The 20,479-nt window shown below is 62.8% G+C and carries 22 protein-coding genes and 1 riboswitch; of the genes, 16 read left to right on the forward strand and 6 right to left on the reverse strand.

What is annotated here, in order from left to right; translation table 11 throughout:
• Positions 1-51 precede the first annotated feature (51 nt).
• Together mazG and BLP82_RS16405 are read left to right on the forward strand one after the other, a co-directional pair.
• Positions 52-885 carry a nucleoside triphosphate pyrophosphohydrolase gene (gene mazG, locus BLP82_RS16400; RefSeq protein ID WP_092170003.1) on the forward strand — a complete coding sequence of 278 codons (834 nt, stop codon included), beginning with the start codon at positions 52-54 and terminating at the stop codon, positions 883-885.
• A 26-nt stretch (positions 886-911) separates the two neighbouring features.
• The gene (locus tag BLP82_RS16405) at positions 912-1,451 is read left to right on the forward strand and encodes a DUF2058 domain-containing protein (protein WP_053124301.1); all 540 of its coding nucleotides are present in this window, start codon (positions 912-914) and stop codon (positions 1,449-1,451) included.
• A 138-nt stretch (positions 1,452-1,589) separates the two neighbouring features.
• On the opposite strand, the gene BLP82_RS16410 is transcribed toward BLP82_RS16405, so the two are convergent.
• The 4 genes from BLP82_RS16410 to purM form a co-directional block, all read right to left on the reverse strand.
• A complete protein-coding gene (locus BLP82_RS16410; protein WP_025215049.1) occupies positions 1,590-1,784 on the reverse strand; it encodes a hypothetical protein in 195 nt (64 codons plus the stop codon).
• 302 nt (positions 1,785-2,086) lie between these two features.
• Positions 2,087-2,800, reverse strand: coding sequence for a DUF3108 domain-containing protein (locus tag BLP82_RS16415; protein WP_060741064.1), 714 nt, complete (start codon positions 2,798-2,800; stop codon positions 2,087-2,089).
• Positions 2,801-2,808: 8 nt separating this feature from the next.
• On the reverse strand, positions 2,809-3,459 hold the full coding sequence (gene purN, locus BLP82_RS16420) for a phosphoribosylglycinamide formyltransferase (protein WP_003204660.1): 651 nt from the start codon (positions 3,457-3,459) through the stop codon (positions 2,809-2,811).
• Positions 3,459-4,517 (reverse strand): phosphoribosylformylglycinamidine cyclo-ligase, encoded by a 1,059-nt coding sequence (gene purM / locus BLP82_RS16425; protein ID WP_092170007.1) that lies wholly within the window; start codon positions 4,515-4,517, stop codon positions 3,459-3,461. The genes purN and purM overlap by 1 nt, the downstream gene beginning before the upstream one ends.
• A gap of 364 nt (positions 4,518-4,881) precedes the next feature.
• Here purM and BLP82_RS16435 point away from each other — a divergent pair, with 364 nt between their 5' ends.
• The 5 genes from BLP82_RS16435 to BLP82_RS16455 all read left to right on the forward strand — a co-directional run bounded on the left by BLP82_RS16435 (position 4,882) and on the right by BLP82_RS16455 (position 9,461).
• Positions 4,882-5,940, forward strand: coding sequence for a DUF2066 domain-containing protein (locus BLP82_RS16435; protein WP_092170015.1), 1,059 nt, complete (start codon positions 4,882-4,884; stop codon positions 5,938-5,940).
• Between the two features lie 32 nt (positions 5,941-5,972).
• A complete protein-coding gene (locus tag BLP82_RS16440) occupies positions 5,973-7,046 on the forward strand; it encodes an AI-2E family transporter (RefSeq protein ID WP_092170019.1) in 1,074 nt (357 codons plus the stop codon).
• A gap of 169 nt (positions 7,047-7,215) precedes the next feature.
• Positions 7,216-7,920: a DnaA regulatory inactivator Hda gene (gene hda, locus BLP82_RS16445; RefSeq protein WP_003178999.1), complete on the forward strand. Its 705-nt coding sequence runs from the start codon at positions 7,216-7,218 to the stop codon at positions 7,918-7,920.
• A gap of 212 nt (positions 7,921-8,132) precedes the next feature.
• Positions 8,133-8,759: a C40 family peptidase gene (locus BLP82_RS16450; protein WP_060741069.1), complete on the forward strand. Its 627-nt coding sequence runs from the start codon at positions 8,133-8,135 to the stop codon at positions 8,757-8,759.
• A gap of 165 nt (positions 8,760-8,924) precedes the next feature.
• Entirely contained in the window at positions 8,925-9,461 is a 537-nt protein-coding gene (locus tag BLP82_RS16455) for a C40 family peptidase (RefSeq protein WP_092170023.1), read from the forward strand.
• Positions 9,462-9,643: 182 nt separating this feature from the next.
• Here BLP82_RS16455 and BLP82_RS16460 read toward each other — a convergent pair whose 3' ends face one another.
• Complete coding sequence (locus BLP82_RS16460; RefSeq protein ID WP_092170028.1) at positions 9,644-10,954, reverse strand: PQQ-dependent sugar dehydrogenase; 1,311 nt, start codon at positions 10,952-10,954, stop codon at positions 9,644-9,646.
• Between the two features lie 202 nt (positions 10,955-11,156).
• Positions 11,157-11,741: a hypothetical protein gene (locus tag BLP82_RS16465; RefSeq protein ID WP_092170032.1), complete on the reverse strand. Its 585-nt coding sequence runs from the start codon at positions 11,739-11,741 to the stop codon at positions 11,157-11,159.
• Between the two features lie 154 nt (positions 11,742-11,895).
• A riboswitch (cobalamin riboswitch) is annotated at positions 11,896-12,108 on the forward strand.
• Positions 12,109-12,188: 80 nt separating this feature from the next.
• Between BLP82_RS16465 and cobO the strand changes: the two genes are divergently transcribed.
• From cobO to cobC, 9 genes are all read left to right on the forward strand, one after another.
• Positions 12,189-12,800: a cob(I)yrinic acid a,c-diamide adenosyltransferase gene (gene cobO / locus BLP82_RS16470; RefSeq protein WP_092170037.1), complete on the forward strand. Its 612-nt coding sequence runs from the start codon at positions 12,189-12,191 to the stop codon at positions 12,798-12,800.
• Positions 12,797-14,191, forward strand: a complete 1,395-nt coding sequence (locus BLP82_RS16475; protein WP_092170041.1) for a cobyrinic acid a,c-diamide synthase CobB — start codon at positions 12,797-12,799, stop codon at positions 14,189-14,191. The genes cobO and BLP82_RS16475 overlap by 4 nt, the downstream gene beginning before the upstream one ends.
• Positions 14,188-14,838 (forward strand): 5,6-dimethylbenzimidazole synthase, encoded by a 651-nt coding sequence (bluB, locus tag BLP82_RS16480; RefSeq protein WP_092170045.1) that lies wholly within the window; start codon positions 14,188-14,190, stop codon positions 14,836-14,838. The genes BLP82_RS16475 and bluB overlap by 4 nt, the downstream gene beginning before the upstream one ends.
• Entirely contained in the window at positions 14,835-15,743 is a 909-nt protein-coding gene (gene cbiB / locus BLP82_RS16485) for an adenosylcobinamide-phosphate synthase CbiB (protein ID WP_092170049.1), read from the forward strand. The genes bluB and cbiB overlap by 4 nt, the downstream gene beginning before the upstream one ends.
• A complete protein-coding gene (gene cobD / locus BLP82_RS16490; RefSeq protein ID WP_092170052.1) occupies positions 15,736-16,728 on the forward strand; it encodes a threonine-phosphate decarboxylase CobD in 993 nt (330 codons plus the stop codon). The genes cbiB and cobD overlap by 8 nt, the downstream gene beginning before the upstream one ends.
• Positions 16,725-18,176: a cobyric acid synthase gene (locus BLP82_RS16495; protein ID WP_092170056.1), complete on the forward strand. Its 1,452-nt coding sequence runs from the start codon at positions 16,725-16,727 to the stop codon at positions 18,174-18,176. Before cobD ends, BLP82_RS16495 begins: the two co-directional genes overlap by 4 nt.
• Positions 18,177-18,333: 157 nt before the next feature.
• A complete protein-coding gene (gene cobU / locus BLP82_RS16500; RefSeq protein ID WP_092170060.1) occupies positions 18,334-18,855 on the forward strand; it encodes a bifunctional adenosylcobinamide kinase/adenosylcobinamide-phosphate guanylyltransferase in 522 nt (173 codons plus the stop codon).
• Positions 18,852-19,907 carry a nicotinate-nucleotide--dimethylbenzimidazole phosphoribosyltransferase gene (gene cobT / locus BLP82_RS16505; RefSeq protein WP_092170064.1) on the forward strand — a complete coding sequence of 352 codons (1,056 nt, stop codon included), beginning with the start codon at positions 18,852-18,854 and terminating at the stop codon, positions 19,905-19,907. Before cobU ends, cobT begins: the two co-directional genes overlap by 4 nt.
• A complete protein-coding gene (cobC, locus tag BLP82_RS16510; protein WP_092170068.1) occupies positions 19,904-20,479 on the forward strand; it encodes an alpha-ribazole phosphatase family protein in 576 nt (191 codons plus the stop codon). The genes cobT and cobC overlap by 4 nt, the downstream gene beginning before the upstream one ends.

Raw genomic sequence — 20,479 nt, forward strand, 5'->3', positions numbered from 1 at the left:
CATCGCGAGCAAGCTCGCTCCCACAGGGCTTTTTTGTGATGGGATGGATTGATGTATAGCCTCGAAGACCTGCTCCACCTGATGAGCCGCCTGCGGGACCCGCAGTACGGCTGTCCGTGGGACATCAAGCAAACCTACGCCACCATCGTTCCTCATACGCTTGAAGAAGCCTACGAGGTGGCCGATGCCATCGAGCGCGGCGATTTCGATCACCTGCAGGGCGAGTTGGGCGACCTGTTGTTCCAGGTGGTGTATTACAGCCAGTTGGCCCGGGAAGAAAATCGCTTCGAATTTGCCGGCGTGGTCGACAGCATCACCCGCAAGCTGATCCGTCGTCATCCCCATGTGTTTCCTACCGGTGACCTGTATGCGCCCGTGGATATCCCGCGCTTGAGCGAAGAGCAGGTCAAGCAGCGCTGGGAAGAAATCAAGGCTGAGGAACGGGCCGAGAAAGCCTCGGCGCCCGAGCAGTTGTCGCTGCTTGACGATGTACCGGGGGCGCTGCCGGCGTTGTCCCGTTCGGCGAAATTGCAAAAACGTGCGGGGCAGGTCGGTTTCGACTGGCCAGGTCCTTTGCCGGTGCTCGACAAAGTCCGCGAGGAACTGGACGAAGTGCTCGAAGCCATGGCCGACAACGATCCGGTGGCCATCAGCGATGAGATCGGCGATCTGCTGTTCAGCGTGGTGAACCTGGCCCGTCACCTCAAGGTCGACCCGGAAACCGCGCTGCGCGATGCCAACGGGAAGTTCGAGCGGCGGTTCCGATTTATCGAACAGGCATTGCGCGACACCCACCGTCCCATGGAAGATTGCACCCTCGAAGAGTTGGACGCCTTGTGGGGCGAAGCCAAACGTCAGGAAAAGAATTTGCCCAGCTGTGGCTGAGGCTGTTGCCTAAGTGAGTAAGCACCATGAGCCTTTCCCTTCGCGACCAGTTGCTCAAAGCAGGGCTGGTCAACCAAAAGCAGGCCAAGCAGGTCGGCAAAGAGAAACAGAAGCAACAGCGCCTGGCCCACAAAGGCCAGATCGAACTGGATGATTCCCAGCAGCGCGCCGCCCAGGAAGCCATGGCCGAAAAGGTCAAGCGCGACCAGGAACTCAACCGGCAGCAGCAGGAAAAGGTCGAGCAGAAGGCCCGGGCCGCACAGATCAAGCAATTGATCGAAGTCTCGCGCCTGCCGAAGCTGACCACTGAGGATTATTACAACTTCGTCGACGACAAGAAGGTCAAGCGCATCTCGGTCAATACGCTGATGCGCAACAAGTTGAGCAGTGGCTCCCTGGCGATCGTCCACCATGCCGGCGGCTACGAAGTGATCCCGCGCGAGGCAGCCCTGAAGATCCAGGAACGCGACCCCAAGCGCATCGTCCAGCTCAACACCCAGACCGAAGAAGTGGATGCCGATGATCCGTACGCGGCGTATCAGATTCCTGATGATTTGATGTGGTAAGCCGGACGCAATGTTATTGAGTTGAAGCACAGAAACTGTGGGAGCGAGCTTGCTCGCGATGGCGTCATATCAGTCAATATCTCTGTCACTGATATACCGCTATCGCGAGCAAGCTCGCTCCCACAGGTTTTTTATAGTTCAGGATTCTGCCATTTCACGCGAGCGCAGTCGTTCCTCACGCTCCAGCTCAGCCTTGTAGCTATGGGCGTCCGTTTCGGAGTGGAACATGCCCACCAGCAGATCCTGTTGGTGCACATCCCAAATTCGGATACCGGCGGCAATGCCTTCGTGGGACATATGGGCGTCGTCGCGTTCAGTTACTTTCACAGTCATCTTGCAAGCTCCAATCTCTGTTATCTGCAGCAAGGCGTGTGCAGGACTTTGTTATAGATTTGGATAGCGTGCTAAGTAAATGCCCCGGTTCGTTAAGAAGTTTTCATGGAAAGCGCAACAATCCTGCAGGCCAGGTGGTGCGCGGCATTCGGTCGCAGGTGTTGTTCATGAAGAAGTTTTCATGTCGCAGTGGTAATCCTCCATGAGCACAAACCCTGTGGGAGCGAGGGAATGTAGGCATTCATGAAGGTTTGGGCAAAAAGAAGCCCCGCAGGTGCGGGGCTTCTTGATATCAGTGTGGGTCAGCTGCCTTTCACAGCCTTGCCGTTGACCGTGCCGTCCTGGAGCATGATGTTGTACTCCTTGCCGTCGGTCTCGACCTGTTGCAGGCGCACCAGCAGGTAATCCCAGTCCTTGGCGAACCAGAGCACGGTGATGCGCTTGCTTTGTGTCGGGTCGCGCACGCGCTCGACCTTGATCGCATCGATCTGTCCGGCCTTGGTGTCGACCTTCTCCGAGCCCAGGACACGGAAGTCATAGGTATCGACTTCGCCATCATCGACGACCTGATAGCTCATGCTTTTCTTGCCCGCCGCCACGTCATGCTGCAGGGCCAACTGGTAAGTGGATTTATCGACCATGCCACGGTTGAGCGGCAGCTTGACCGCGTCACCGCGATCGGTGCCGGTGACCATCTTGGTGTTCCAGTCGAAGTCCAGGTCGGCCTTCTTGGCCTTGCCCAGGCCACCCCGTTCGAAGTGGTAGGACTGTGGCAGCAGGGTGTCCTTGTCCAGGGTCAGGGTGCTTTCTTCGGTCAGGCTGGCGATCATCATCGAAGCCTTGAAGCTCAGCTTCCAGGTGCCGTTGGCCTCCTTGGTCAGGTTGCGCTCGGCGGTGCCGCTCATGGGCAACTGTTTCCAGTCGGCGGTGTAGCTGGCGGAGAACGGTTGAAGTTCTGCGGCCTGTGCCAGGGGCAAGGCAAGCAGAGCGCAAGCGAAGAGCAGGGCGCGACGCATAAAATCTCCTAGTATCGAATCAAATGGCCGCTGGCGGCGAGCAACTGGCCGTCCAGTGAGGCACCGCGATCGTCGAGGGTCAGCCTTCCTTCGGCAAACCAACGTACGGCCATCGGGTAGATCTGGTGCTCGCGGGCGTGAACCCGCTGCGCCAGACTTTGCGGCGTGTCGTGCAACTCTACCGGTATTACTGCCTGTACGACCAGTGGTCCGCCATCGAGTTCCTCGGTGACAAAGTGCACGGAGCAGCCGTGCTCCGTGTCTCCGGCCTCCAGCGCGCGCTGGTGAGTATGTAACCCTTTGTATTTGGGCAGCAGCGAGGGATGGATATTGAACAGGCGGCCCTGGTAGTGACGCACGAAGCCCGCGCTGAGGATGCGCATGAAGCCAGCGAGCACGACCAGTTGCGGATTGAAGGTGTCGATCTGTTCGATCAGTGCGGCGTCGAAGGCTTCGCGGCCCTCGAACGCCTTGTGATCCAGGACACGGGTGTCGATACCTGCGTCCTTGGCACGTTGCAGGCCGTAGGCATCGGCGCGGTTGGAAATCACCGCACGGATACGGACCGGGCTGTCGCCGGTCCGCGTGCTGTCGATCAAGGCCTGCAAGTTACTGCCGGTGCCGGACAGCAGCACCACCACGTCACAGGTTGCGGACATCAGTGTGCCTTAAGGTTTTTCAGCTCGACCTGTGCGGCGCCTTCGGCCGCGGTGGCGATCTGGCCGATGACCCAAGGCTGTTCGCCGGCTTCACGCAGGACGTTCAGGGCGGTCTCGACGTGCTCCTGGGCCACGCAGATGACCATGCCCACACCGCAGTTCAGCACGCGGTGCATTTCGGTTTCATCGACGTTGCCTTTCTCTTGCAGCCAGTCGAACACCGCTGGACGGGTCCAGCTCGCCACGTCGACCACGGCCTGGGCGCCTTTTGGCAGCACGCGCGGGATGTTGTCCAGCAGACCGCCGCCGGTGATGTGGGCCATGGCCTTGACGGCACCGGTGTCCTTGATCAGCTTGAGCAGCGGCTTGACGTAGATGCGGGTCGGGGCCATCAGCAGGTCGGCCAGTGGCTTGCCGTCGAGCTGGGTGTTTTCAATGTCGGCACCCGAGACTTCGATGATCTTGCGGATCAGCGAGTAGCCGTTGGAGTGCGGGCCGGAGGATGGCAGGGCGAGCAGGGCATCGCCGGCAGCGACTTTCGAGCCGTCGATGATTTCGGCTTTCTCCACGACGCCGACGCAGAAGCCGGCCAGGTCGTAGTCTTCGCCTTCGTACATGCCGGGCATTTCAGCGGTTTCGCCGCCGACCAGGGAGCAGCCGGCCAGTTCACAGCCGGCGCCGATGCCGGTCACGACCTGGGCGGCGGTGTCGACGTTCAGTTTGCCGGTGGCGTAGTAGTCGAGGAAGAACAGCGGCTCGGCACCGCAGACCACCAGGTCGTTCACGCACATGGCCACCAGGTCGATGCCGATGCTGTCGTGCTTGTTCAGGTTCAGGGCCAGGCGCAGCTTGGTGCCGACGCCGTCGGTGCCCGAGACCAGCACCGGTTGCTTGTAGCCGGCCGGGATCTCGCAGAGGGCGCCGAAACCGCCCAGGCCGCCCATGACTTCCGGGCGCGCAGTGCGCTTGGCGACGCTCTTGATGCGTTCGACCAATGCTTCACCGGCGTCGATGTCTACACCGGCGTCCTTGTAGCTCAGGGAGGGTTGCTTGCTCATGGTCCAGGCCTTTAGGGGGGATTTCTGGGTAACGACCGACCGCCAGGGCCATTGAATAACCGTTGTACGAATTATTCCGGGGGCCCGGCCGTTGCCGGTCTGCGAAGGCGCGCGATTTTATCAGGCTTGAGGGGCAGCGGCCATCCTCGCGCCGACGGGCAGGGACATATCCGCGGAAAAAAACCGATATTTCTTATATTGGTACTGCGCAACGCCTCTGTATAAGGTGTAGCGGTAACCGGTTATGGTGATGACCGTGCGAAACTTCCACCGGCGTGTGAATGTTTTGCCGGGTGCTGTGGTCACAGCCATGCTCAATCTTCTTCACACGGCCTGTTCCAGCCGTTATGTCCGGGAATCTTCCATGCGTTTGTTCAAATTCTTGTCCGTGGGCTGCTTGTCGCTGATCAGCCTGGCGAGCCATGCCGAAACCGTCAGTGGCCTCTATCAAGTGCTCGAACCGGTCACCAACCAGACGCCGGAGGAGCGCAACCAGGCGACGTTGCGCGCCCTGGACACGCTGGTGCTGCGCCTGACCGGCGATGCCAAGGCGGCCCAGAATCCCGGGTTGGCGGCCATTCGCCAGGACCCGCAACAGATCATTCTTCAATATGGCTACGACGCCGGCCCGCCGGAAAGCCTCAAGGTGGATTTCGACCCGGCGAGCACCGACCGGGCGTTGCGCTCGGCAGGCTTGTCGCTCTGGAGCGCGAACCGGCCATCGATCCTGGGGTGGTGGCTGAACGACTCGGCCGAGGGCTCCAGCCTGGTGGGCGATGGCCAAGCCAGCGCCACGCCGTTGCGGCGTGCCGCGCAGCACCGGGGCCTGGCTTTGCACCTGCCGCTGGCGGATCTGAGCGAGCAGATTGTCGCCACTGCGCCGAACCTGGAAGGCAGCGACCCGGCGCCTCTGCGCGATGCCTCGGAGCGCTACGCGGCGGACGCCTTGCTGGCGGTCCATGCGAAGGAAGAAGGCGGCCAGTGGCACGGTACCTGGCGCCTGTGGCTGGGGGACCAGCGTGAGCAGGGTACTGCCCAGGGCGCCGATCCTGCGGCCCTGGCCGATGCGGTCATGCTCGCGGTGAGCCAGCGCCTGGCGCCGCGCTTCGTCGCCAAGCCGGGGGTGGCCACGGAACAACTGCTGGAAGTGCAGGGCATGAACCTGGAGCGCTACGCGGCGCTGGGGCGTTTGCTCGAACCATTCGATGGGCAGTTGCAGCGGGTCGAAGGTGACCGGATCGTCTATCGGGTCAACGGCAGCGCCGAACAATTGAAGGCGCAGTTGGCCCTGGCAAGACTGCAGGAGGTTCCAGCCGGTGAGGCCATCGCGCCGGTACCGGTCGCACCGCCCGCCGCTGATGGCTCGGCCCCGGTTGCAGCACCTGCGCCAGCACCGGCCGCCAATTTGCGGTTCCGCTGGTAGGTTGTCTTTCTTTATATAGCTAGGAGTGGTTCATGGGCGATACGCGGCGTTGGTTCTGGTTGGGTGGGGTTGCCCTGCTGTTCGCCCTTATCTATTTGCTGCATCCGATCCTCACACCGTTCCTGGTTGCGCTGCTGTTGGCCTATCTGTTCGATCCGGTGGTGGATCGCCTGGAAAAACTCGGCCTGTCGCGGACCTGGGGTGTGGTGGCGGTGTTTGCGCTGTTCACACTGATTGTGAGCGCCCTGTTACTGGTGCTGATACCGATGCTCGCCAAGCAACTGGTGCGCCTGTACGAATTGGCGCCGCAGATGCTCGATTGGTTGCAGCACAGCGCGATGCCGTGGGTGCAGTCGAAATTGGGTTTGGCCGACGGTTTCTGGAAGTTCGACAAGGTCAAGGCCGCCATCAGCGAGCACATGGGCCAGACGACCGACATCGTTGGCGTGGTGTTGAGCCAGGCGACGGCCTCGGGCCTGGCGTTGATCGGTTGGCTGGCGAACCTGGTGCTGATCCCGGTGGTGGCTTTCTATCTGCTGCGGGACTGGGACCTGATGATGGCCAAGATCCGCAGCCTGCTGCCGCGTCATCGCGAAGAACGCATCATGACCCTGACCGGCGAATGCCATGAAGTCTTGGGGGCGTTCGTGCGCGGGCAGTTGCTGGTGATGGTGGCCCTGGGTTTCATCTACGCGGCCGGCTTGATGCTGGTGGGGCTGGAGCTGGGGCTGTTGATCGGCTTGATCGCCGGGCTGGCGGCCATCGTGCCGTACATGGGCTTTGTGATTGGTATCGGTGCGGCGTTGATCGCTGGGTTGTTCCAGTTCGGCGGCGACTTGTACCCGATGGTCGGCATCGTAGCGGTGTTCATGGTCGGGCAGGCCCTGGAGGGCATGGTGCTGACGCCGCTGTTGGTGGGCGACCGCATTGGCCTGCATCCCGTGGCGGTGATCTTTGCGATCCTGGCCGGTGGCGAGTTGTTCGGATTCACCGGGATCCTGCTGGCACTGCCGGTGGCGGCGGTGATCATGGTGCTGGTGCGGCATATGCACGATCTGTACAAGGATTCGGACATTTATAGCGGCGCTGAAGACCCCGATCTGTAGGGCGAATGACCGGCGGGGTGTCAGGGAAACTGACGCTTCGCGCCCTTGCCGCTGCAAACCTTTGATTTTGCTCGTGGTCCGGCGCATTGTGCGGTCCGTGTCACGGGTATAAACTTTGCGAACTTTACACAGAGGCCACTAACGGTTCCTTTGGAACTGTTCAGTCAGCATGAAACCGATTCAGCTGCCCCTAGGTGTGCGTCTGCGTGATGACGCCACCTTTATCAACTACTACCCAGGCGCCAATGCCGCTGCACTCGGCTATGTCGAGCGGCTTTGCGAAGCCGACGCCGGCTGGACCGAAAGCCTGATCTACCTGTGGGGCAAGGACGGGGTAGGGCGCACGCACCTGTTGCAGGCCGCGTGCCTGCGGTTCGAGCAATTGGGCGAGCCGGCCGTGTATCTGCCGCTGGCTGAATTGCTGGATCGCGGCGTTGAAATCCTCGATAACCTTGAACAGTACGAACTGGTCTGCCTGGACGACCTCCAGGCCGTGGCCGGCAAGGCTGACTGGGAAGAAGCGCTGTTTCACCTGTTCAATCGGTTGCGCGACAGCGGTCGGCGCTTGTTGATCGCCGCCTCGACGTCGCCTCGGGAGCTGCCGGTGAAACTGGCGGATCTCAAATCCCGTCTCACCTTGGCGCTGATTTTCCAGATGCGCCCGTTATCCGACGAAGACAAACTCCGTGCCTTGCAGCTGCGCGCTTCCCGACGTGGCCTGCACCTGACCGACGAAGTCGGGCATTTCATCCTCACCCGTGGCACCCGCAGCATGAGCGCATTGTTCGAGCTGCTCGAGCGCCTCGACCAAGCCTCGCTCCAGGCCCAGCGCAAGCTGACTATTCCTTTTTTGAAAGAAACTTTGGGCTGGTAGAACCGTTGTGCGTAGTGGCTCATGGCCTGTTCTGGACACGGCGAAACCCGCGGTCCTGCTGGGTTGCAGGCTGCGTGACGTTCAAAATGGGCTTAAGCGCTTAGATGTAAACGTAAAACCGAGAAGTCACATTTGCATCGATTGAATTTGCAAATGAGGTTGATAGAAGGCATAGTCTCGCCATCTTTACTACTTCAGCCACGGTCGTGCCCATGCTAAATCGCTTCGCACCCCTCGTGCCTCTCGCACTCGTTACCCTGTTGTTCGGTTGCGCTGCCCACTCTCCAGTGTCCCAGCAAGCGCCACAACCACAGGTCCGGAATTCCGTTACCGCCCAGTCTTCCTCCGTTGCGTTCCAGGAAGAAATGGCCTCCGACAAAGAACTCGCAGCCTTCGCCGGCAGCAAGCCTTACCAGCTTCCAGTATTGGCTGACAGCATCCTGGAACGTGGCATGTCGCTGATCGGTACCCGCTACCGTTTTGGCGGTACTTCTGAAGCCGGCTTCGATTGCAGCGGTTTCATCGGTTATCTGTTCCGCGAAGAGGCTGGCATGAACCTGCCGCGCTCCACGCGAGAAATGATCAACGTGAACGCCCCATTGGTAGCGCGCAACCAGCTGGAGCCCGGTGACCTGCTGTTCTTCAGCACCAACGGTCGTCGCGGTCGTGTCAGTCATGCAGGTATCTACCTGGGCGACAACCAGTTCATCCATTCCAGCAGCCGCCGCAGCGGTGGCGTGCGGATCGACAGCCTGGGCGACAGCTACTGGAGCAAGACCTTCATCGAAGCCAAGCGCGCCCTCGCCATGGCACCGACTGTGGTCACTGCTCGCAAGTAAGCACACAGTTTGTAAGGCAAACTTAAAGTCTTACTTGAAGTTTGCCCCATAGCCGCTAGAATCCTTGATCATTGATTGATGGCAATCCGCCTGCGTACTACGCAGGCGGATTTGTTTTCATGCCCACGGCAGAAAAGCCGCATCCAGATCAGGATTGTTCTGCATATGTCGACGTCGGCCCGCCTCGCGCTCATCTTCCTCGCCGCACTGCTCAGTGCGTGCGCCAGCCGTACCCCGCCGCCAGCACCTGTGGTACGGGCCCCGGTGGTCTTTGCTCCCTCGCAATCCTTTTCCCCGGCCGCCGAAGACGTTCTGTTCCGGGCCCTGGGCCTGGTGGGGACGCCGTACCGCTGGGGCGGCAACACGCCGGATTCGGGCTTCGATTGCAGTGGCTTGATCGGTTATGTGTATCGCGACGCCGCCGGTATTTCCCTGCCGCGCTCCACGCGCGAGATGATCGGCATGCGCGCGCCGGATGTCGGCAAGAATGCCTTGCAGACCGGCGATTTGATTTTCTTCGCCACCAACGGCGGCTCTCAGGTCAGCCATGCCGGGATCTATGTCGGCGAGGGGCGCTTCGTCCACGCGCCGGCCACGGGCGGTACGGTCAAGCTCGACAGCCTGTCCAAGGCTTATTGGCAAAAGGCTTACCTGAGTGCCAAGCGTGTGTTGCAGTCGGAGCACTTGGCGCGTAATCCCTGATGCGAAGGTTCAGGCCAGCGCAAATCTGTGGCGAGGGGATTTATCCCCGCTGGGCTGCGCAGCAGCCCCCTAAAATAGTGGCTTGGATGTGATCGGCCTGAAAATTCGGGATTTCAGGCTTTAGGGCTGCTTTGCAGCCCAGCGGGGATAAATCCCCTCGCCACAAGAGAGTGCGATCAGCACTATTTGGCAGACACCCGCCAGATCTTGTTCCCCACATCATCAGCCACCAACAAACCACCCTGCTTGTCGATGACCACGCCCACTGGCCGGCCCTGGGCTTTTTCGTCGGCATTCAGGAAGCCGGTCAGCACATCCACCGGTTGCCCTACGGGTTTACCGCCGTTGAACGGTACGAAAATCACTTTATAGCCACTGTGGGGCTTTCGGTTCCAGGAGCCGTGCTGACCGACAAAAGCCCCTTCGGTAAACGGTGCGGGCAAGGTGCTGCCTTCGGCGAAGGTCAGGCCCAGTGAGGCAGTATGGGGGCCAACGGCGTAGTCCGGGGCGATGGCCTTGGCCACCAGGGCTGGGTTCTGTGGTTCGACCCGGACATCGACGTGTTGCCCGTAGTAGCTGTAGGGCCAGCCATAGAACGCGCCGTCCTTGACCGAGGTGATGTAGTCCGGCACCAGGTCGCTACCGATCTCATCCCGTTCGTTCACGGCCGTCCACAGGGCTCCGCTGCGGGGCTCCCAAGCCAGGCCGTTGGGGTTGCGCAGGCCTGAGGCGAAGATCCGGTGATTGCCGCTGGCACGGTCCACTTCCCAGATGGCAGCGCGACCCTCTTCGGCCTCCATGCCATTTTCTGCGACGTTGCTGTTCGAACCGGTGGTGACGTACAGCTTGCTGCCGTCACGGCTGGCAATCACGTTCTTGGTCCAGTGATGGTTGAGGGTGCCGCCCGGCAGGTCGACGACCTTGGTCGGTTGGGCCTTGATCTGTGTGTCACCGTCCTTGTAGGGGAAGCGGATCAGTCGGTCGGTGTCGGCCACGTACAGGTCATTGCCCACCAGGGTCATGCCGAACGGCGAATTGAGGTTTTCCAAGAACACCGTACGGGTTTCGGCGATGCCATCGTGGTTGGCGTCGCGTAATAGCGTGATGCGGTTGGGGCTGGGCACCCCGGCGCCAGCACGGCCCATGACCTTTTTCATCACCCAGCCACGGATGCCCTTGCTGTCGTCTGGCTTGGGCGGGGCATTGGTTTCGGCCACCAGCACATCGCCATTGGGCAGCACGTAAAGCCAGCGCGGATGGTCCAGTCCTTCGGCGAACGCACCCACTTGCAGGCCCTGGGCCGGGGTCGGCTTGGCGCCTTGTGGCCAGCCAATGGCTTCGGCGATGTTGACGGTGGGGACCAGCGTCTTGTTCGGTTCAGGCAGTTTCGGCGCGGGGCCGGTGCCATCGGAAACCTGCAGGGTGGACGACTCGCCACAGGCGGCAAGTCCGGCGGCGAGGGCGACGATCAGAAGGTGTGGTGGCTTGAGCATGCTGGCTTCCCTATGAATGCATGAGGTTCTTCATAGAGAAGCGTAGACGCGTGATGGTTCAACTGCGGGTAGGCCAGTCTGCCAGGCCAAACCTTGTGGGAGCGGGCTTGCTCGCGAATGCGGTGTACCAAATGACATATTAGTCAACTGACACGCCGCATTCGCGAGCAAGCCCGCTCCCACAGTTCTTGCGTGGAATGAGTCAGCCATGGGCCTGTTTGAACAGCACGGCAATGCCTGGATGGTATTGGCCGGCCTCGTTGCGCAACTTGCGATAGGCATAGGGGAAGTACCAGGCCACGGCGCAGGTGTTTTCCTTTTGCAGGTCGTCGATCATGTCCTGCAGTTCTTCGGGCGTGGCGCTCTGCTGGGCCTTTTGCGGCGAGACGAACAGGCAGCCCAGCTTCAGGTCGCTGGCGTAGCTGATGCGCTTGGCATCGCTGGTGGCTTCCGACAGCGGTTGGGTCAGGTTCAGGTTGTTGACCTTGGGCCAGCGTTGGGTGGCCTGGATGAAGGCCCGCTCATCGGTGCTGGCGATGAACAGGTCGGCGCTGACGTTGCGTTCGCCTTCTTCATTCTGCTTGCGGGTCGGCGCGTTCTGCAGCGTGACCATCTCGGCCATCCAGGCGGCGGCCGACAGCAAGCTGAGATTGGCTCGTTCATCGAACCAGTAGGGTGTGTCGTTATCGCCGCGCACTGCGTTGTAGCGGTCGATACAATCAAACCAACGTTCCAGCACCGGGCGCAGGAATTCCAGTTTTGGATTGCTGATGAGCATGCCTTGCATGTTTTGCCCTCTTGTTCTTGTGATATCGGGTTGTAATGTCGCTTTGATATCACTTGCCGCAGGATCACACAAGATTGACGTCATTTTATTGATCGGTGCCAATGAGCACCCCCGACAGGCGGCTTTAATTGACGCTCCACCCCCAACCCTCTAACCTTCGCCGCTTGTTTCAGGTGCTCTGTGGCCGCTTGGTCGACAGAGTGAAACAGGGAAGCCGGTGAGTGCACACGAACCCGGCGCTGCCCCCGCAACGGTAAATGAGTCAACGCTGTGCCTAAGCCACTGTGTCGCACGACATGGGAAGGCGCGCAGCCCGGCGCCACGCCGCTCATGAGCCCGGAGACCGGCCTGATTCATCCAACGGCATCACGGTGGGCGATGCCAGGCTTGCTGCCGTCTTTTTTTGTGCCCCGCCCGCCGTTATCCAATCCCAACGGAGAGCTCCCCATGACCGACACCCCTGATCGCGACGAACGCCACCTGGCGCGCATGCAGCGCAAGAAAGCCGTGATCGACGAGCGCATCGCCAACTCGCCGAATGAATGCGGGTTGCTGCTGGTGCTGACCGGTAACGGCAAGGGTAAGAGCAGCTCGGCGTTCGGCATGCTGGCACGGTCCATGGGCCATGGCATGCAATGCGGTGTGGTGCAGTTCATCAAGGGGCGCAACAGTACCGGTGAAGAGCTGTTTTTTCGCCGCTTCCCGGAGCAAGTGCGTTTTCATGTCATGGGTGAAGGTTTCACTTGGGAAACCCAGGATCGCCAGCGCGACATCGCCGCCGCCGAAGCCGCTTGGGCCGTATCCCGTCAGTTGCTCGGCGATCCGTCCATCGGCTTGGTGGTGCTCGACGAATTGAATATCGCCCTCAAGCACGGCTATCTCGACCTCGACCAGGTGCTGAGCGATCTGCAGGCTCGCCCGCCGATGCAGCACGTGGTGGTGACCGGTCGCGGCGCCAAGCCGGAGATGATCGAGCTGGCCGACACCGTGACTGAAATGGGCATGATCAAGCACGCGTTCCAGGCGGGTATCAAGGCGCAGAAGGGCGTCGAACTGTGAGTGACCCTTGCCTGGCAAGCCGCCACTGTCCGGCGGTGCTGATCGCCGCCCCGGCTTCGGGACAAGGCAAGACCACCGTCACCGCGGCGCTGGCCCGCTTGCATCGCAACCAGGGACGCAAGGTGCGCGTCTTCAAGTGTGGCCCGGACTTTTTGGACCCGATGATCCTGGAGCGGGCCAGCGGCGCGCCGGTCTATCAATTGGACATGTGGATGGTCGGCGAGCTGGAAAGTCGCCGGCTGTTGTGGGAAGCCGCCGCCGAAGCGGACCTGATCCTGATCGAAGGGGTGATGGGGCTGTTCGACGGCACCCCGTCCAGCGCCGACCTGGCGCGGCATTTTGGCGTACCAGTGCTGGCGGTGATCGACGGCACGGCCATGGCCCAGACCTTCGGTGCCCTGGCCCTGGGCCTGGCCCGTTATCAACCGGACCTGCCATTCGCCGGGGTCTTGGCCAACCGGGTCGGCACCTTGCGTCACGCGCAGTTGCTCGAAGGCAGCCTGACCGAAGGCCTGCGCTGGTACGGCGCGCTGTCCCGGGAAACCGGCATCGAATTGCCCAGCCGTCATCTCGGGTTGGTCCAGGCCAGTGAATTGAACGATCTCGACCTGCGCCTCGACGCGGCGGCCGATGCCTTGGCCGGTAGTTGCGAAGTGGCGCTGCCGCCGGCGGTGGAATTCGCCGCGCCGCAGGTGATCGCCGTTGAGCCGAGGCTCGCCGGGGTGCGTATCGCCGTGGCCCGTGACGAAGCGTTCGCCTTCACCTATGGCGCAAGCCTTGATCTGCTGCGGGCCATGGGTGCGCAGTTGAGCTTTTTTTCACCGATCCATGACACCGAACTGCCCGAGGCGGACAGTCTTTATCTGCCTGGCGGTTATCCGGAGCTGCACCACGTTGCGCTGGCCCGGAATACGCCGATGCTGGCCGCGATCCGTGCCCACCACGCCGCCGAGAAACCGTTACTCGCCGAATGCGGCGGCATGTTGTATCTGCTCGATTCATTGACCGATGTCGACGGCGTGCGTGCCGAACTGCTGGGTTTGCTGGCCGGCGATGCGCAGATGCAAAAGCGCCTGGCGGCCCTGGCGCTGCAGTCGGTGGACTTGCCGGAAGGCAACCTGCGTGGGCACACCTATCATCATTCCCTGACCAGCACCGAGGTTGAACCGATTGCTCGTGGCCATAGCCCCAATGGCGGGCGAGGGGCGGAGGCGGTTTTCCGGCAAGGGCGGATGACGGCTTCCTATGTGCATTTTTATTTCCCGTCCAATCCCAGGGCGATTGCCGCGCTGTTTGCGCCTGACCTTGAGGCCGCCTTCGCGAGCAAGCCCGCTCCCACATTTGATCACCTGAACCCTGTGGGAGCGAGCTTGCTCGCGAAAAGGCCATGACCGACAACGCTTTCTCCCTGGCCGAACGCGACGCGGTCTACCGCGCCATCGCCGAGCGCCGCGACATGCGCCATTTCAGCGGCGGCACGGTAGAGCCGGCCCTGTTGCGCCGTCTGCTGGAAGCCGCGCACCAGGCCCCGAGCGTCGGCCTGATGCAGCCGTGGCGATTCATCCGCATCAGCGACCGCGCCTTGCGTGGGCAGATCCGCCAACTGGTGGAGCAGGAACGCATTCGCACCGCCGAGGCCTTGGGCGAGCGCAGCGATGAGTTCATGACGCTCAAGGTCGAAGGCATCGACGCCTGTGCCGAAGTGCTGGTGGCGGCGTTGATGGAGGATCGCGAGCGGCACATCTTCGGTCGTCGGACGTTGCCGGAAATGGACCTGGCCTCGCTGTCCTGCGCCATCCAGAACCTGTGGCTGGCTTCCCGCGCCGAAGGGCTGGGGATGGGCTGGGTGTCATTGTTCGAACCTCAGGCCCTGGCCGACCTGCTGGGCCTGCCCGCCGGGGCCAAGCCGCTGGCGATCCTTTGCCTGGGCCCGGTGGAAGGGTTTTACCCAGCGCCGATGCTCGCCCTGGAAGGTTGGGCGCAACCGCGTCCGCTCAATGAACTGCTGTATGAAAACCGTTGGGGAGTGAGCCCATGAGCGTGGCGTTGCTCAGTGCCGCCGCGGTGGCGCTGGATGCGCTGTTGGGCGAGCCCCGGCGCTGGCATCCGCTGGTGGCGTTCGGTGGCTTTGCCGATCGCATCGAACAACGTTTCAACTCTGGCGGACGTGGCTGGCGCAGCCACGGGGTCACGGCTTGGGTGATCGCCGTGGTGCCGTTGACCTTGCTCGCCACGGCCCTGTCCTGGGCGCCGATGGTGGGCTGGCTGGTGGAGATCCTGGCGTTGTACTGTGCCCTCGGCCTGCGCAGCCTCGGCGAGCATGTCGAGCCGGTGGCGCGGGCACTGCGCAGCGGTGATCTGGAACAGGCGCGCCAGCGCGTCGGCTACCTGGTCAGTCGCGAGACGGCTGGACTGGATGAAACCGCCGTGGCCCGCGCCGCCACCGAGTCGGTGCTGGAAAACGGCAGCGACGCGGTGTTCGCCGCGTTGTTCTGGTTCGCCGTGGCCGGCACGCCCGGGGTGGTGCTGTACCGCTTGAGCAATACCCTCGACGCCATGTGGGGCTATCGCAACGAACGCTTCGAGCGCTTCGGCTGGGCGGCGGCCAAGATCGACGATGTGCTCAACTACATTCCGGCGCGCCTGGTGGCGTTGACCTACGCACTACTCGGCAAAACACGCTTGGCGCTCAAGTGCTGGCGCACCCAGGGCCCGACCTGGGACAGCCCCAACGCCGGGCCGGTGATGGCCGCCGGGGCCGGAGCGCTGGGTGTCGAGCTGGGCGGGGCGGCGGTTTACCATGGCGAACTGCACCAACGTCCGCCCTTGGGCGAAGGCGTGCCGGCGAGTGCCGATTCCATTGATCGCGGCTGGCAATTGGTCCAGCGCGGGGTATGGTTGTGGTTGCTGATTCTCTGCCTGGGAGCTGAGTTCTATGCTTGAGCACGGTGGACGCTTGCGCAACGCGGCCCGGCAATACGGCATTGCCGAGGCCGATTGGCTCGACTTGTCCAGCGGCCTCGCGCCTTGGCCGTTCGACGTTCCGGCGATTCCCCTGCGGGCTTGGGCGCGCCTGCCGGAAACCGATGATGGCTTGGAGCAGGCCGCCTGCGATTACTACGGTGCGTTGGATGTGCTGCCGGTGGCCGGTTCGCAGATGGCCATCCAGCTGTTGCCGCGCCTGCGTCGCAGCGGCAAGGTCGGCGTCTTGTCGCCGTGTTACGCCGAGCACGCCGAAGCCTGGCGCCGCAGCGGCTATATCGTGCGCGAAGTACTGGAAGCGGAAGTGGATTTCTTCCTCGACAGCCTCGATGTGCTGGTGGTGGTCAATCCGAACAACCCCACGGGCCTGAGCCTGGCGCCCGAGCGTTTGCTGGATTGGCATGCCCGCCTGGCCCAGCGCGGTGGCTGGTTGGTGGTGGATGAAGCGTTCATGGATGTCACACCGGCGCTGAGCCTGGCGGCGTACACCCATCTGGTCGGGCTGATCGTCCTGCGTTCGTTCGGCAAGTTCTTTGGCTTGGCCGGAGTTCGCCTGGGCTTTGTATTGGCCGAACGCCGCTTGCTCAAGTTGCTTGCCGAACAAGTCGGGCCGTGGGCGGTCAGCGGGCCGACCCGGGTGCTGGGCCAGGCGTGCCTGCTGGATAGCGATGCCCACGCAGCCCAGCGCCAACGCTGCGAAGCCACCAGCCAACGCCTGGCGCTGTTGCTCGAACGCCACGGCTTCAAGCCGCAGGGCGGCTGCGGATTGTTCCAATGGCTGATCACCGAACACGCCCAGGGGCTTCACGATTTCATGGCCCATCGCGGCATTCTCCTGCGCCTGTTCGTGAACACCAGCAGCCTGCGTTTCGGGTTGCCGGCCGACGACAGCGAATTCCTGCGCCTCGAACAAGCCTTTGAAGCCTACGCCAAGGACACCCCATGACCACAGTGATGGTGCAGGGCACCACCTCCGATGCCGGCAAAAGTACCTTGGTCACGGCCTTGTGCCGCTGGGTCAGGCGCCAGGGCGTGGGCGTGGTGCCGTTCAAGCCACAAAACATGGCCCTCAACAGTGCCGTGACGGCCGACGGCGGCGAAATCGGTCGGGCCCAGGCGGTGCAAGCCCAGGCGGCGGGGCTCGAACCGCACACCGACATGAACCCGGTGCTGCTCAAGCCCAACAGCGACACCGGCGCCCAGGTGATCATCCATGGTCGTGCCGTCACCACCATGAACGCCGTGGCTTATCACGATTACAAAGCCATCGCGATGCAAGCGGTGCTGGCCTCCCACGCGCGCTTGAGCGCGGCCTATCCGGTGGTGATGGTGGAAGGCGCCGGCTCGCCGGCGGAGATCAACCTGCGCGCCGGTGACATTGCCAACATGGGCTTTGCCGAGGCGGTGGACTGCCCGGTGCTGCTGATCGCCGATATCAATCGCGGCGGGGTGTTCGCCCATCTGGTCGGCACGCTGGAGTTGCTTTCCCCCAGCGAGCAGGCGCGGATAAAGGGCTTCATCATCAACCGTTTTCGTGGCGACATCGCCTTGCTGCAACCAGGCCTGGACTGGCTGGAGGCGCGCACCGGCAAACCGGTGATCGGCGTGTTGCCGTACGTCATGGATTTGCACTTGGAAGCCGAGGATGGCCTCGATCAGCGCCAGATCGACAAGGCCGAGCAGGTGCTGAAAGTGGTGGTGCCGGTCTTGCCGCGCATCAGCAACCACACCGATTTCGATCCGTTGCGCCTGCACCCTCAGGTCGACCTGCAATTCGTCGGCCCCGGCCAGCCCATCCCGCCGGCCGACCTGATCATCCTGCCTGGCTCGAAAAGCGTGCGCAGCGACCTGGCCTACCTGCGGGCCAACGGTTGGGAGACAGCGATCCATCGTCACCTGCGCTACGGCGGCAAATTGCTGGGCATCTGCGGCGGTTTGCAGATGCTTGGCCAGCAGGTCCACGATCCGCTGGGGCTGGAAGGCGCGGCGGGTTCCAGTGCCGGTCTGGGCCTGCTGGATTTCGAAACGACCCTGGAGCACGAGAAGCAACTGCGCAATGTCCGTGGGCGACTGGCCTTGGAAGCGGCCGAGGTCAGCGGCTATGAGATCCACGCGGGCGTAACCACCGGCCCGGCCCTGGAGAACGCTGCGGTGCACCTGGAAGATGGCCGTTGCGACGGCGCCCAGAGCCTCGACGGACAGGTGTTTGGCACCTACCTGCACGGGCTGTTCGAGTCGCCCCAGGCCAGCAGCGCGTTGTTGCGTTGGGCTGGGTTGGCGGATGTGCAAACGGTGGATTACCACGGCTTGCGCGAGCGGGACATCGAGCGGTTGGCGGATCTGGTGGAGCGGCATCTGGATACTGGATTGTTGCGTGAGCTCTGTGGGATCTAAGGTGTTGCTGCTGGCCTCTTCGCGAGCAAGCCCGCTCCCACAAGGACTCATTGTGTATATGAAATTTATAGTCACAACAGAACCCCTGTGGGAGCGGGCTTGCTCGCGAAGGCGTCAGTCGCCACACCGCCAATACGCCAATAAAAGGTAATGCACCATGCTGCAACTGATCCTCGGCGGCGCCCGCTCCGGCAAGAGCCGCCTGGCTGAAAAACTCGCGGCGGACACCGGCTTGCCAGTGACCTACATCGCTACCAGCCAACCCCTGGACGGCGAGATGAACCAGCGCATCGTCCAGCATCGCTCCCGGCGGCCAGCCGAATGGGCGCTGGTGGAGGAGCCCTTGGCCTTGGCCCGGGTGCTGCGGGAAAACGCCGCCCCCGAGCAATGCCTGCTGGTGGATTGCCTGACCCTGTGGCTGACCAACCTGTTGATGCTCGACGCTCCCGAGCAACTGAACACCGAGCGCGAAGCACTGTTGGACAGCCTGGCCGCGCTGCCTGGGGAGATCATTTTTGTCAGCAACGAGACCGGCATGGGTGTCGTGCCGCTGGGCGAGTTGACGCGCCGTTATGTCGATGAAGCCGGTTGGCTGCATCAAGCCTTGGCCGAACGTTGTCAGCGCGTCGTGCTGACCGTCGCTGGCCTGCCCCTGACTCTCAAAGGTACTGCGTTATGAATCATCGCTGGTGGCTGGACCCGTGCAAACCCGTCGATAAGCAAGCGTTGGAACTGGCCGCGGCCCGTCAGCAACAACTGACCAAGCCGGCCGGTTCCCTGGGGCGGTTGGAGTCGGTGGCGGTGCAACTGGCGGGTCTGCAAGGGCAGCTCAAGCCGCGCCTGGAGCTGCTGTGGATCGCGATTTTCGCCGGCGACCATGGCGTGGTTGCAGAAGGCGTATCGGCCTATCCCCAGGAGGTCACCGGGCAAATGCTGCTCAACTTCGTCAGCGGCGGCGCGGCCATCAGCGTCCTGGCGCGACAACTGGGCGCGTCCCTGGAAGTGGTCGACCTGGGCACCGTCACGCCTGCGCTGGACCTGCCCGGTGTGCGGCACCTGAACCTCGGGCCGGGCACGGCGAATTTCGCCCAGGGCCCGGCAATGACGGTGAAACAGGGCGAGCAAGCCTTGCACGCCGGGCGCGACAGTGTGCTGCGTGCCGTCGCGGCCGGGACGCAATTGTTCATCGGCGGCGAGATGGGCATCGGCAACACCACCGCCGCCAGCGCCCTGGCCTGCGCCTTGCTCGAATGCCCGGTGGCGCATCTGGTCGGGCCGGGCACGGGATTGGACGCCGCGGGTGTCAGCCGCAAGGCCCAGGTGATCGAGCGGGCCCTGGCGTTGCACGCTGCCCAGGGTCACGACCCGTTGCAGACGTTGTTCAACCTCGGCGGTTTTGAAATCGCCGCGTTGGTCGGCGCGTACCTGGCCTGTGCCCAGCAAGGCGTTACCGTGCTGGTGGACGGCTTCATCTGCAGCGTCGCGGCCCTGGTGGCGGTGCGCCTCAATCCTGAATGCCGGCCATGGCTGCTGTTCGGTCATCGCGGCGCCGAACCGGGCCATCGTCACGTGCTGGAAACCCTCGGCGCCGAACCGCTGCTGGATCTCGGCCTGCGCTTGGGCGAGGGCAGTGGCGCGGCGCTGGCGGTGCCGCTGTTGCGCCTGGCGTGTGATCTGCACGGGCAGATGGCGACGTTTGCCGAAGCGGCCGTGGCGGACCGCCCGGCATGACCCTGCGCCTGGACCTGCTGCGTCACGGCGAAACCGAACTGGGCGGCGGCTTGCGCGGCAGCCTCGACGATGCCTTGACGACCAGGGGCTGGGAGCAGATGCACACAGCCGTCGCTCAAGGCGGACCCTGGGATCGCCTGGTCAGCTCACCCTTGCAGCGCTGCGCCCGTTTCGCCGAGCAACTCGGCGCCCGGCTCAACGTGCCGGTGCACTTGGACAAAGACCTGCAAGAGCTGCATTTTGGCGCCTGGGAAGGTCGCAGTGCAGCGGCGTTGATGGACACTGACGCCGAGGCGCTGGGCCAGTTCTGGGCCGATCCCTATGCCTTCACGCCCCCCGAAGGCGAGCCGGTGCAGGCGTTTGCCAGCCGCGTCCTGGCGGCGGTCGAACGCCTGCACGCGGCCTATGGCGGTCAGCGGGTCTTGCTGGTCAGCCATGGCGGCGTCATGCGCCTGCTGCTGGCCCAGGCCCGCGGCCTGCCTCGCGAGCAATTGCTCAATGTCGAAGTCGCCCATGGCGCGCTGTTCGCTCTTCAGGTGGCATCCGGTCCCGCACTGAACGAGGTGGGTTAG

It is taken from the genome of Pseudomonas sp. NFACC37-1, assembly GCF_900101575.1.
GTDB classification, from domain to species: Bacteria; Pseudomonadota; Gammaproteobacteria; order Pseudomonadales; family Pseudomonadaceae; genus Aquipseudomonas; species Aquipseudomonas fluorescens_AA.